At 59.4% G+C, this 12,747-nt stretch carries 12 protein-coding genes and 1 pseudogene; 6 read left to right on the top strand and 7 right to left on the bottom strand.

Annotated features, from left to right (window positions below; translation table 11 throughout):
- Positions 1–14 precede the first annotated feature (14 nt).
- Positions 15–1,152, bottom strand: a pseudogene (locus U5798_RS23605) (IS3 family transposase).
- A 501-nt stretch (positions 1,153–1,653) separates the two neighbouring features.
- Here U5798_RS23605 and U5798_RS23600 point away from each other — a divergent pair.
- Genes U5798_RS23600 through U5798_RS23585 form a run of 4 tightly spaced genes read left to right on the top strand, consistent with a single transcriptional unit; the run spans position 1,654 to position 4,822 of the window.
- The gene (locus U5798_RS23600) at positions 1,654–2,190 is read left to right on the top strand and encodes an MFS transporter (RefSeq protein WP_322083364.1); all 537 of its coding nucleotides are present in this window, start codon (positions 1,654–1,656) and stop codon (positions 2,188–2,190) included.
- A 57-nt stretch (positions 2,191–2,247) separates the two neighbouring features.
- Positions 2,248–2,847, top strand: coding sequence for a nuclear transport factor 2 family protein (locus U5798_RS23595; protein ID WP_322083363.1), 600 nt, complete (start codon positions 2,248–2,250; stop codon positions 2,845–2,847).
- Between the two features lie 12 nt (positions 2,848–2,859).
- Complete coding sequence (locus U5798_RS23590) at positions 2,860–3,936, top strand: maleylacetate reductase (protein ID WP_322083362.1); 1,077 nt, start codon at positions 2,860–2,862, stop codon at positions 3,934–3,936.
- 13 nt (positions 3,937–3,949) lie between these two features.
- Positions 3,950–4,822: an intradiol ring-cleavage dioxygenase gene (locus U5798_RS23585; protein ID WP_322083361.1), complete on the top strand. Its 873-nt coding sequence runs from the start codon at positions 3,950–3,952 to the stop codon at positions 4,820–4,822.
- A gap of 348 nt (positions 4,823–5,170) precedes the next feature.
- Here U5798_RS23585 and U5798_RS37155 read toward each other — a convergent pair whose 3' ends face one another.
- The 6 genes from U5798_RS37155 to U5798_RS23560 form a co-directional block, all read right to left on the bottom strand.
- Positions 5,171–5,785: a TetR/AcrR family transcriptional regulator gene (locus U5798_RS37155; RefSeq protein WP_415859513.1), complete on the bottom strand. Its 615-nt coding sequence runs from the start codon at positions 5,783–5,785 to the stop codon at positions 5,171–5,173.
- 6 nt (positions 5,786–5,791) lie between these two features.
- Entirely contained in the window at positions 5,792–6,244 is a 453-nt protein-coding gene (locus U5798_RS23580; RefSeq protein WP_322083360.1) for a DUF2147 domain-containing protein, read from the bottom strand.
- A gap of 81 nt (positions 6,245–6,325) precedes the next feature.
- Positions 6,326–7,456 (bottom strand): NAD(P)/FAD-dependent oxidoreductase, encoded by a 1,131-nt coding sequence (locus U5798_RS23575; protein WP_322083359.1) that lies wholly within the window; start codon positions 7,454–7,456, stop codon positions 6,326–6,328.
- A gap of 45 nt (positions 7,457–7,501) precedes the next feature.
- Positions 7,502–8,017: a hypothetical protein gene (locus U5798_RS23570; protein WP_322083358.1), complete on the bottom strand. Its 516-nt coding sequence runs from the start codon at positions 8,015–8,017 to the stop codon at positions 7,502–7,504.
- The gene (locus U5798_RS23565; protein WP_321853284.1) at positions 8,014–9,663 is read right to left on the bottom strand and encodes an FAD-dependent monooxygenase; all 1,650 of its coding nucleotides are present in this window, start codon (positions 9,661–9,663) and stop codon (positions 8,014–8,016) included. Before U5798_RS23565 ends, U5798_RS23570 begins: the two co-directional genes overlap by 4 nt.
- Positions 9,664–9,814: 151 nt before the next feature.
- Complete coding sequence (locus U5798_RS23560) at positions 9,815–10,429, bottom strand: TetR/AcrR family transcriptional regulator (RefSeq protein WP_321853282.1); 615 nt, start codon at positions 10,427–10,429, stop codon at positions 9,815–9,817.
- Positions 10,430–10,607: 178 nt separating this feature from the next.
- Between U5798_RS23560 and U5798_RS23555 the strand changes: the two genes are divergently transcribed.
- A complete protein-coding gene (locus tag U5798_RS23555) occupies positions 10,608–11,681 on the top strand; it encodes a VOC family protein (RefSeq protein WP_322083357.1) in 1,074 nt (357 codons plus the stop codon).
- Between the two features lie 110 nt (positions 11,682–11,791).
- Positions 11,792–12,745: a fumarylacetoacetate hydrolase family protein gene (locus U5798_RS23550; protein WP_322083356.1), complete on the top strand. Its 954-nt coding sequence runs from the start codon at positions 11,792–11,794 to the stop codon at positions 12,743–12,745.
- Positions 12,746–12,747: the final 2 nt, after the last annotated feature.

The following is a 12,747-nucleotide window of genomic DNA, read 5'->3' as shown; positions in this document are numbered from 1 at the left end:
AACGTCCGAGGCAATCATGCTGCCGATTTGATCGCAGGCAGCGTTGCGAAGTATGCCTCATCCGGCGTCCGATCCGCCAGGCTCGAATGGGGCCGTTTTCGGTTGTACAGCTCGATGTAGTCGCCGATGGAGCGCCGGGCATGGCTGACCGACTCGTAAGCTCGCAGGTAAATCTCTTCGTACTTGACGCTGCGCCACACGCGTTCGACGAACACGTTGTCGCGCCAGGCCCCTTTATCGTCCATCGACAGCCGCACGCCTCGACCCAGTACGGCCTCGGTGAACGCGCCCGCCGTGAACTGGCTGCCCTGATCGGTGTTCACGATGTCCGGCAGCCCGTAGCGGGCGAACGCTTCTTCCAGTGCCTCGACGGCATGCGTGGCTTCCAGCGTGATGGCAACCCGGTGCGCGAGAATCTTGCGGCTCGCCCAGTCCACCACCGCCGTCAGGTACACGAAGCCGCGCGCCATTGGAATGTACGTCGTGTCGAGGGCGAACACCTGATTGGCACGGTCGATCTTCATGCCGCGCAGCAGGTACGGCCAGGTCTTGTGCTGTGCGTTGCGCCGGCTCGTGTTCGGCTTGCAGTACAGCGCCTCGACACCCATGCGCTTCATCAGTGTGCGTACGCAACGGCGACCCACCCCATGACCTTCCCGGCGCAGCAGGCGCGCCAGCATCCGTGCCCCGGCAAATTGAAACTCCATGTGGAGCTCGTCGATTCGCCGCATCAACAACTGATCCGCCTCGCTCACTGGCTGCGCCCGGTAATACGCGCTCGATCTCGCGATGCCAACCAGTCGCGTCTGTCGCGAAACCGGCAGCGCATGCGTACGGTCAATCATCGCTTTGCGCTCAGCAGTCCGGCTTTGCCGAGCGCTCCTGACAAAAAATCGTTCTCCAGCGTCAACTGTCCGATCTTCGCGTGCAGCGTTTTCACGTCCACCGGCGGCTCGTTCGACGGTGGACCGGCCGCGCCGAACACATCCGCCGCACGCTCCTGCAGTTGCCGCTTCCACTCCGTGATCTGGTTCGGGTGCTCATCGAACTGATGCGCCAGTTCGGCCAGCGTGCGCTCGCACCCTTGACCGCCGCCAGGGCCACTTTCGCTTTGAACGCCGCTGAGTGCGTCCGTTGGGTTCTCTTCGTCATCTTTCCGGTTCCTTTGCCTGCATTATCGCTGGCTCAGGCCCCGGGCATTCCACTTACCCGACTGTCCGAATTTGCGCGGCCACCTCTGGTGAAAACTGACTTCGACTACCCGAGCCTCCTTTTGAGCGGCGGCAAGGTGGGCGAATCCGGACGTCGCTAAAGACCGAGCGTCACGCTCCCGCCGAGTTTCGTACCGCCCCGGCTGCCATCGCTTGCATCAGGGGAAAGATCGCGCAGTGTCCCTCTGCGGGCGAGAAGTCACCACAGTCGGCTTTTCGCGGCGGAAATTTGATCCCAGATAGTGCCGCCCCATTCCATAGAGAGCGGCCAAAATTTGTCGTGCTTCGATCGGCATAATCGAAGGGTTATCACGCGGCGTGATGACAGTCATATCCCCGGGTCCGTTGATTGCCGAAAGCCCCCGCCCGTAGACTCCTGCCATACCCAACAACACTAAGGAGACATGGCGCGATTCGCGTTCCCACGCCGCGCTTTTTGATCATGGATCTGTCCCTCACTAATACGACGGCCGAGAAGCCAACCCTCTCCATGGGGGAGAAGCTGAGCTACGGTTCCGGCGAAATCGCGTCAAATCTTGCCTGGAACATGGTCACGGGCTTTTTGCTGTTCTATTACAGCGATGTCGCTTTGCTGCCGGTGGCGGCGCTTGGCGGTCTTATGCTCGTGACGCGTGTGCTCGATGCGATTTTCGATCCGTTGGTGGGCATCGCTGTTGACCGGACTTCGAGCCGCTACGGGAAGGCACGTCCGTATCTTCTCTACGTGAACCGCGCAATAGGTTGGGTCATCGGAATCAGTGAAATCGTAGGCGGCTGCGTCTCGCCGGTGTTGTGCGGGGCTGCCGCCGACCACCTGGGAGCCCGTGCGCCGTTTGTCATCGGTGTCGTGTCGGCGCTGCTTGCCGCACTCTTTGTGGCCGCACTCCGCGAGACCGCACCGCGGCATGTCGCCCGTATTGGCGCTACACCGCCCGCAGGCGATGGGCCGGCGCCATCGACCGCCTCGGGCATTTCGTAACAGGAAGCGAGCGGTCTGCCGCTCGCGATGAAGCAATCAATTTTTCAGGAAGGAAGCATGGAAAGGGAACTCGTCGAACGACTCGCAATTCGCGATCTCATCGAAAACTGGGCCGTATGGCGCGACGCGGGTGACTGGGAGCGCTTCGCCACTGTCTGGCACGACGACGGCGTCATGATGGCGACGTGGTTCCAGGGACCCGCCCGAGAATTCATTCGCGTGACGCAGGAAGGGTGGAAGAAGGGGGTGAGCATTCTGCACTTCCTTGGCGGCTCATCGATCGACCTCGCGGGCGACCGTGCCATTGTGCAGACCAAGATGACCATCTCGCAGCGCGGCGATGTCCAGGGGGTGCTCTGCGATGTCGTCTGCACTGGCCGGTTCTACGACTTCGTGGAAAAGCGTGATGGGCGTTGGGGTGTGGTGCTTCGCCAACCGATCTACGAAAAGGATCGCGTTGACCCGGTCGACCCTGCGGCACGGCTCGAGCTGGACCAGCAGGCGCTTGTCGAATTCCCGATGGGCTATCGCCATCTCGCATATATCCAGACGCAGATCGGCTACACCGTGAAGCGCGACATGCCGCAACTCACGGGTGCCGAAGTCGAAGCCCTTTATGCACGTGGCGCGCGCTGGCTCGCCGGCGAGAAGCTGTAAAGCGGGGCAGCCATGCGAACATTCACATACTCGAGTGCTCCCGCGCGCATTCTCTTCGGGGCGGGCCGGATGGCCGATCTTGCCGATGAGGTGCGCCAACTGGGCTGCCGGCGTGCGCTTGTCATCACGACGCCCGAGCAGCGCGAACTCGGCACCTCCCTGGTCAGGCTGTTAGGCGGACTTGGCGCCGGCCATTTCGATGGTGCGGCGATGCACACGCCAACCGACGTCACCGGGCGTGCGATGGACAAGCTTCGAAGCAGCGATGTCGATTGCCTTGTAGCGGGTGGCGGAGGCTCTGCGATAGGCCTTTCGAAAGCACTGGCCGTAAGAACCGGCTTGCCCCAGATTGCGATTCCGACCACCTACGCCGGCTCCGAAGTCACGCCGATTCTCGGCGAAACCGAGGAAGGACGAAAGACCACACGCCGCGCTCCGGAGATACTTCCGCGCGTCGTGATCTACGACGTCGATCTCACACTTTCGTTGCCGCCGTCGCTGTCGGCAAGCAGCGGCCTCAACGCAATAGCCCATGCGGCGGAGGCGCTCTACGCGAAGGACAGCAACCCCATTACGTCACTGATCGCCGAAGAGGGCATTCGGGCCCTCGGTGCGAGCCTTGGCGAGATCGCGACTAACCCGACGAACGTTGAGGCCCGCGCGCAAGCACAATACGGCGCCTGGCTGTGCGGCACCTGTCTTGGTGCGGTCGGGATGGCCTTGCATCACAAGATCTGCCATGTGCTTGGTGGGACGTTCGATTTACCCCATGCGCCTACGCATGCTGTCGTCTTGCCGTATGTCCTTGCGTACAACGCTGCGGCTGCAAGCGATGCCGTAAGCCGGATTCGTCGTGCGCTGAACCCACAACAAGATGCGTGGACCTACCTTCACGGAATGCTGGAACAGCTAGGTCTGCCCGCCTCGTTGGGCGCGCTTGGCATGCCCGCCGGGGAACTGGATGTCGTGGCGGACCTCGTTCTGCAGCAGGCCTACTGGAATCCACGGCAGGTTGAGCGGCAATCCCTGCTGCGGATGCTCGAAGCTGCCTACGATGGCGCACCGCCTTCGCTTGATCTGTCGATGTAAAGGTACAACCACCATGCGCAACTTCAACAAACACAACATCACGGAAGCCGTGCTCGCCCGGTTGGAAGGGACCGGCACGCCACGCGTCAAGGAGATCAGCGCCGCGCTGGTCAGGCACCTGCACGCGTTCGTCCGGGAGGTTCGACCGTCCCAGGAAGAGTGGCAACAGGCAATTAACTTCCTCACGCGGACTGGCCAGATCTGCTCGGATACGAGGCAGGAATACATCCTGCTCTCCGACGCATTGGGTGTGTCGATGCTTGTCGATGCGATCAATCATGAGTTCCCAGGTGGTGCGACTGAAACCACCGTGCTGGGACCTTTCTACGTCTCCGACGCACCGGAAGTTTCGGCCGGGGCGAACATCGCCAGGCCGGAAGACGGGCCGACGATGTTGATTGAAGGGCGAGTGCTCGACAGAGCGGGCGAGCCCATCGTTGGGGCGACCGTCGATGTCTGGCACGCAGACGCCGACGGCTATTACGACGTTCAGAAGGACGCGAAATCGTATAGCGGGCGAGGTCGCGTCCGAACGGACTCGCAAGGCAATTTCTGGCTTTGGGGAACAGTGCCGGCCGCCTATCCAATTCCCGCCGATGGTCCTGTGGGCGAAATGCTCGCGTTGCAGGGGCGCCATCCGTACCGACCTGCACATGTCCACTTCATGATTGCTGCCGAAGGATGCGAGACGCTTGTGACGCACTTGTTCCTGGCATCGAGTGACTATCTGGATTCGGACGTGGTTTTCGGCGTGAAGGACTCACTCATCGAACCGGTCGTCGAAGTAGGGCCAGGAAAAACGCCTTATGGCGCGGACGTGGAAGTTGCCGTCCCGGCTATGAGACGTGATTTTGTTCTCGCACCGGCGATCAGTCAGCGGAGATAGCAGTAATCGGCTGGACCGCGTGGCCGGATTTTTATCACTATAAGGGGTCCCCGTGATGTCCGTGCCGTTTACCGGGTTAGTGGTGTCATGGCGCGACAAGGCTTAGCGGTCGGCCCCCATATAAAATCGTCGTAAAATCACGAGCCTGCTGTTTGCCTGCATCCGAGAGCGGCGGCGCTGCCGCTCCCCAATTGTCATGGGAATATTGTTGGCATAGTCTTACTGGTCCTTCTTTCGGCTGCGGAGCAGACGGTGATGGAACACTGGCGACAGGCCTATCTCGGGATGCGCTCGATCCCGTGTCAAAGCGATTCTCAAATGTCCGCCTAGTGACAAGTTTATTGTGGTCTACGGACGTCGCGGTGGAATTTGCGCAAGGTACCGGGCGATCACTACGCTTACTACGTCGTCGTCAAGAATCCGATCCGACAACCTGAAGAGTTGCAATCCTTCACATAGGCCGAGCACGACCATCGTGACGTGTTCTACCGGTATGCCGCATCTTGGGTCTGCCCGTTGGAGTAGTCGGGCGATGCACGAATGAATTCGACTTGCTTTTTCGAACTGCAGTGCGGCGAAGTGCTTCCTGAATTCTGGCTCATGTCTCGCAACAAGCGCGGCTTCTGCCCACAGCGGGAAGCAGTCGCTATAGCGAATAAGGTGACGACAGCAAGCCGCGATCAGCGATTCGATGTTTGCTCGATGGATATGACAATCGGATAGTTCAGGAAGACTTAAGCTTTGTTGATCGCGGCGAAGTAACTCGAGCAACAGCGCCGCCTTGGCGCCGACACCGATGCTCGAGTAGAACGCGCCGCGTGTGTACCCAGCCGCTTCGGCAATGTCCCGTACGCTCGACGATACAAATCCCTTCTCGAGGAATACACTGCGTGCCGCAATGAGCAAACGCTCTCGAGTCCGGGCTTTGTACTGTTCGCGAGTGGAATTAGCCGGCGAGGTCACGGGACATTACTCGCGAACCCAGGTCTGTGTGCGCCCGAGCAGGCTGATTCCGATGTATCCCCGTACGTTCAGCTTTTTCCCGTCATCCGAGAGCGTCATTTTTGCGCTATACACCTTGCCATTTTCGGGATCGAGAATGTTGCCCCCCGACCACTCGTTGTCGCCAGTCTTTTTCAGGCCTCTCAGAATCGTCATGCCGACAATCGGTTTGTCCTTGCGGTCGTCGGTACATTTCGAGCAGATCTTGGTGCGCTCGTCATCCTTCAGAACGTTGGTGAGCTTGCCGGAGAACACACCGTCCTGGTCGATGATCTTGACTTCGCCTCGTGGCTGACCAGTGGCATCGTCGATCGTTCTCCAGGTGCCGGTGGGAGAGGTCTGGGCGAACGAACTGCTCGCGGCGAGAGCGATTGCAAATCCACCAAGAAGATGAAAAACCATGCTGCGCGAACTAGTCATTTGCATTCCTTATTTGATTTGGCTTGTACATGATGCATCCAACCGCACTCGGCAAGTTGCATCCTCTACCTGAGTGAAAACTTAAACGCCCAGAATCTTTCGATATTTCGGAACGAGCATGTGGCCAGCCTTCGCCATGCGGCTGAATGCCGGGGAGCGCACCACGCCTACGACCGGAAGGTGGAGTACGCCATTTCGGCTGCCGAGTGTGATCGCCATCATCGGATTTCCGGTTTGTGGTTTATGGGCCTTGAGCCGACGCGGTTTACGGGAGTTCGCCAGTACTGCCCGAATGTTGTGACTCGCATTCTTGACTTGAGCAGCGATATGCCACGCCATCTTGTTCTCGTCGAGATCGGTGATGTCGCCGAGTGCGAACACGCGATCCATGCCGATGACGCGTAGATCCGATCCGACACGGATGCGCCCGGCCGAGTTCAGGGTCGAGGCGAAGCGAGGTTTCATATACCCCGTATTGGGTTTCCCGCCGACGCACCAGATCAGCAAGTCATACGGAATTCGCCGCCCTTTCTCGGTCAACGCTTCGCCGGCGGGTGCGAATACATCCGAGCTGGCACCGTCGGCTCGTTGCAGGCGTTCGTTGAGCAGAATCTGCACGCCATTCTTTTGCAAAACTTTCGCCGCATGGTCAGCCGCCGTCTTTGACGTTCCGGCGAGAAGGCGGGGACCCCCTTCGAGAATGGTGATGGATTTGTCAGAGTAAACTTCACTGATCTCGCCGGCGACCTCGACGCCGATCGGACCACCTCCCACGATGAGAATCCGTTTCGATACGTGGATCCGTTGCTGGTAACCGCTATAGAAAGCTTTCCGTTCACTGGCGGTGGCGCCATCGATCGCGCGCATCAGCGAGTTCGAGAACGCGCTCCCGGTCGCCAATACGGTTACTTGCCCCCTGACTACCTGGCGTTGTCCGTCCAGAAGCTCGACGAGTCCTCCTTCTCGGCGCAGTTCAACTAGTGAGCCCCGGATGTGCTTCACGCGGGGCAATGCCTCGGCGAACGGGATGATGGCCCGTTCTGCGAACTCGGGTTTCACAAGATTTCGCGGAGCAGCCATTGGGACCTCGAAATAGTCGTTCGGATCGACCAGCGTAACTTGAAACGAACGCGACAGGGCTTTGGCAAGGGAGGCGCCTGCAATGCCGCCGCCGTAGATGACGATCTGAGAGTCGGGAAGAAGTTTGGACATGATTCGATCCGGGAATAGTCGTGGTGGCTCGAAGGCGCCTTTGGTTTAGGCTGCGTCGCGTGAAAGAAAGCGCGTGACTTGTTTGCTGTCTCTGCCGCGCGCGAGCTTCATCGCCTCGTTGAGCCAAAGCACCGGGAGAAAGCTGCCGCTCATCTTGAGATGACCGGCAACGAACGCGCGTTGCAAGTCGGTTTCGTCGCTGCTCGTCAATGCGCGCAGCGCTTCCTTTGCCGACGACCAGGTCTGTGTCAGATCGGGAACCGCGGAATGACGGCGAGAAAAGGAAAGGCGGCCATCGCGCAGAATCAGCTGGCCACCACCACCTTGCATCGTGGTAACAGTCACGACGAACGATCCGGACGCCAGCATTTCCCGCAGACGCGGCAGACGTGTCGCGGACCGATGGACAAGGGACGGCATCATCGACAACAGCAGACGGACGGCGAGACCAGCGAGCGTCGACGGCATGTAGCTGATCACTGCGTTGCGCAGATTCTCGGCACGCGGTGACGGGGGGCGATGGTGGACGGCACGCGGTGCACGTTGAGTAGACTGGTTCATGATTGAGCTCCACGTACGGTCTCGATAATGGATCGACAATCGGTCGGCAGCGCATCACCGCGCCAACAGACATGTTGGTCAGGACGCACGAGTACCCATTTGCGCTCCAGCATGCGGATCAGATGCGGTTCTTCGATATGCACGACGGTGAGCGGTAACCCTGCAGCTTCTGCTGCCGTCTTCATGGGGCTCGCATCGCAATCTGCGTTGTCGGCGGCCAGGAGCGTAAATCCCGTCGGGTCAAGATGATCGAAGAGCGCCGCGCCGTTAGACAGGAAGCCGCTGGGCAGGCGTGCACCAGGCCAGGTGGTCGGGAGATACTCGATTTCCGGATAGGCAGGTGCAGGCGAGCCATCGGAGCAAATCGCCGGCGATCCGGCATAGCGATACCCGATTTCAATCCCCAGTGCTTCATACATCCGGGAAATTCGGGTCTCCAGCATGCGACCGAGTTCACGGCGCTGGCCGTCGCCCTTGGACGAAGCGTCGAATACCGCATCCTTGTCAGGAAACTGAGCTTCAAAGCAAGCGGCGGCACATTTCATCACGTGATCGCGATTGCGACGAGCGATGGCGATGCGCTCGGTCTCGTAGCTTGGCAACAGACGGTCGCCACCCCAGCCTTTGAGCATGGCTGCCAGTTTCCAGGCAAGGTTATGTGCTTCGGTTACGCCAGTGTTCATCCCGAGCCCACCCGTGGGCATGTACTGGTGAGTTGCATCCCCGGCCATCCACACACGGTCGTCACCGAACCGTTGCGCCACCAGGAACTGCGGTCGCCACGGCCCGCTCTGCACGATTTCGAACGGCAATGTCACGCCCAGGGCGCTCGTGACGATCGCCTCCAGTGATTCGCCTTCTCGTGGCGGATAGGCGAGATGCAGTACCCAATCGCTCTTGCTCGCATCCGGAGATACAAGCAGTCCCGTGAAACCGGGACGCGAAAGCCAGGTGTGCCAGTAGGGCTGATTGTTGGGGTAAAGCGATTTGACGGCGTCAGACCGAAAGTGAATGATGTACAACTCGCCGATCAGGTCTCGCGTGCCGTCATACTCGATTCCCAGCGTCCGTCTGATCAGACTGTTGGGGCCATCGCAACCGACCAGGTACTGAGCGCGGAATTGTTCGACCCGCCTGTCCTCTGTGCGCCTAGCGATTGCCACGACACCATCAGCGTTCTGCTGGAACTCTTCAACTTTCCAGCCAAGTCGAATATCGATGTTTGGATCGGCAACAGTTGCCTCGAGCAGGATCGGCTCGAGGTACATTTGCGAGATACGTTGCATGGATTCCAGCGGCAAGCTGCCATTGGTGCAGGCCGCGATCTGCTTTCGGCCCTCTGCGACAGGGGGATAGAACAGGTGACGATCATGCAGCACGCCGTACCACGGACCATTCGCCGTTGCGGCATATGCCGCGTATTGGTTTGCCTCCACCGGATTGCCAGCTGCTCGGATCTTGTCTGCAAGACCCAACTGGCGAAATATCTCCATTGAGCGGCAATTAACGACATCAAGCTTGGGATGACGAGTCGTCGTTGTTCGATCGTTGAGAACGACGGAAGCAATGCCTTGCTGACTAAGGCTCAAGGCGAGGGTCATACCAACAGGGCCAGCCCCAACAATCAAGACGGGCGTGGTAGTCATCAAGGTCTCCTAAGAATCAACTATCACCAGGATCGCGGGCATCGATTAGCTCGATGGATCCTGCGATCCGCGACGTTTGTCGTTGTTTTTAATCCGCAGCCTTCGGCTGACCGACTTACTCGACTACTAAGAACGAGTCGAGAGAAATTCGTTAGGGTCGCTCTGCCAAGGGCGGCAGTTCTGCAGTGGCGTAACGTCGAGCCGTGTCGCCGTCGACCCCCAGGCTCCGCAAAACCAGTTCAGCCGTGTCCGAACCTGCATCGCGCCAAGTGCGATGCCCATCGAGAACCAGAACGATAGAGGCCAATACTGAACCTGCGATGACCGCAATGGCCGAGTGAAGTTGCTCGGGCCGGAAGTCGTAGCGTTGCTGCTCCAGTCCATCGACCACGTCGCGCATCGTCGGACCCGCCCACATACCCTGCAGCGCGTCATGACTGAAGGCGAAACGGCTGAGAAAGCGCCCCCAGTGGGGTTCTTCGTGAGCTCGGCGGATGAAGTAGCGAATACCGTTTGCCAGCCGTTGTGCGGGGTCGGAAATATTTACGAAGCTTGCAACGACGCGCTCGTGCATTTCTTCCGCCATCCGGGCAGCCACCGTCTCAAACAGCGCCTCGGGGGAGGGGACGTGGTTGTAGACCGTTCCGCGAGCGATTCCGGCAGCTTGAGCCAGTTCGCTGATGCTCACCTGGGTCTCGCCTTTCTCGGCGAAAAGTTCGAATGCGGCCCGATGGATACGGGAAATGATCGGGAGATTTGGCTCCATGGCTGAATCCTTCGTTCGATGTCTACTATTGAACACGATTGTTCAACGTTGGTCAACCTCAGAGCCTAGTGATTTACACTGATACTCGTTTTTGAACATCAGTGTTCATAATAGTCCTCAAGTGTTCTGCTTAGAGGTGTTTTTTGGGGACACGCTACCCATCTCCTCATCCATTGCCATGACTACGCTGCTCACCACCCAACCGGCTCGCCACCCGAATCCGACGGTCAAGGCCACGTCGCTGGCCTATTTGATCTTCGAGCGCCCAGATCTCGATCAGGCGGAGCGCTTCCTCGTCGACTTCGGGCTGTCCACGGTCCACCGCTCCGACGACATGTTGTACATGCGGGGCACTTCTGGCGCGCCGTACTGCTACCGCGTACATCGAGCTGAAAATTCCCGGTTTGTCGGCCTCGGATTCACCGTTGGCGATCGACGGGACCTGGAGAAACTCTCGAGCTTGCCAGGTGCCGGTGCCATTACCAGTGCCACGCATCCCGGAGAGGGCGAGCGGGTCGTGTTGCATGATCCGGCCGGTTTTACGGTGGAGATTGCATGCGGTCAGAATCGTGTCGCAGAGCTTCCGCATCGCGAGCCGCTTCACTTCAACTCGGCCTCGGATCTGCGTCGCATCAACGATACGCAACGTCCGCCTGCGCAGCCGCCTGAAATTGTCCGGTTGGGTCACTGCGTTCTTGAGGTGGCCAACTACCAAGCGACAAGCGCGTGGTATACCGAACATCTCGGCCTGATCCCGAGCGATGTGCAGGTATTGCCAGACGGGTCGCCTGCAGTGGCGTTCTTTCGGCTCGATCTCGGAGAGACGCCGGCGGACCATCACACCCTTGCGCTGGCGCAGAGCTTCATGCCGCTGTACAGCCATAGCGCCTACGAAGTGGTCGACGCCGACGCGGTTGGAATGGGGCAGCGCGTGTTGCGCGAGCGGGGCTGGAAGCACGCGTGGGGGATCGGGCGGCACATACTCGGCAGCCAGATCTTCGACTACTGGCAGGACCCGTGGGGCGACAAACACGAACATTACTGCGACGGCGACATGTTTACCGCCGATCGCCCAACCGGTGTGCATGAAGTGAGCCGCGAGGCGATGTCGCAGTGGGGGCAGCCCATGCCGTCGAGTTTTACCAAACCGACGCTGACGCTGTCGGCAATTGCGGCATTGATTCGCAACGTGCGACACACACCGGATCTGACGCTGCGCAAGCTGGTCACGCTGGCGCGGATCTTCGCATGATGAATTCGCGTCGAGTACTCGGGCGTATCGAAAGGGGCGACCTGTTCCGATGTGGGATGCCCGTCTCGGTACCAGCGTAGCCACCCATATTTTTCAAATGAGTTTAAGTCATGTCAGTCAATATCGTTCGCTTTGAGCATCGAGATCTTGCCCAATGGGGCGTGATTCGCGGTACCCGCATTACGCCAGTTCCCGGCACGTTTGCGACCACCGGCGACTTCGTCCGGCACGCTTCCGTGTCTGAGCTCGCCGCGCTTGGCGGCGACATGCTGGAACTGTCCGACGTGACACTGTTGTCGCCAGTCACGCAAAACCAGCAGTTTGTGTGTCAGGGGGCAAACTACCGGCAGCACATGATCGAGTCGGGAATGGATCCCGACGTGAAGACCTATAACATGGTCTTCACAAAGGCTTCGAACTGCATAGTGTCGGCCGACAGCCAAGTGGTGAAGCCGCGCATCGTGCAGTTCCTCGATTACGAGATCGAACTCGGGCTCGTCATTCGCAAGGCCATTCGAGGTGCCGTAGAGATCACGAATGGCACCCTGCATGAGTACGTCGCTGGTGCCGTGATCGTTAACGACTACTCTGCGCGAGACATCCAGATTCCGCAGATGCAGTTCTACAAAGGCAAATCCTTCAGGACCTTCGGTCCAGTCGGCCCCTGGCTGACGCTGCTCGAGCCGCAGGATTTCCCGATACTGAGAGATTTGCGGTTGAGACTGACCGTCAATGGTGAGGTCCGACAAAACGACACGACGGCGAACCTGGTCTATGGCCCGGCGGAGACGCTGACCGAACTCTCGCGTGTGCACGACTTCGAAGCCGGTGATCTCCTGGCAACCGGTACGCCTGCCGGATGCGCCCTGTCCGTGCCGTCACCCAGGAAGCAAAAGATTGCCGCGCTGCTGCCCGAAAAGAAAAAGTGGGACATCTTCCTGAAGGTTCAGTCGGCTAGATCACAGTACCTGAAGGCAGGCGATCTCGTGGAAGCGAGTATCCGATCAACAGATGGTCGAGTGGATCTCGGTATGCAGCGCAATCGAATCGTCGCGGAGGGGTGAGC

It is taken from the genome of Burkholderia sp. BCC1972 (assembly GCF_905339605.1).
GTDB lineage: Bacteria > Pseudomonadota > Gammaproteobacteria > Burkholderiales > Burkholderiaceae > Burkholderia.
Note: the sequence above shows the minus strand (reverse complement) of the source record. Positions and strands in the feature narration are given on the sequence as shown.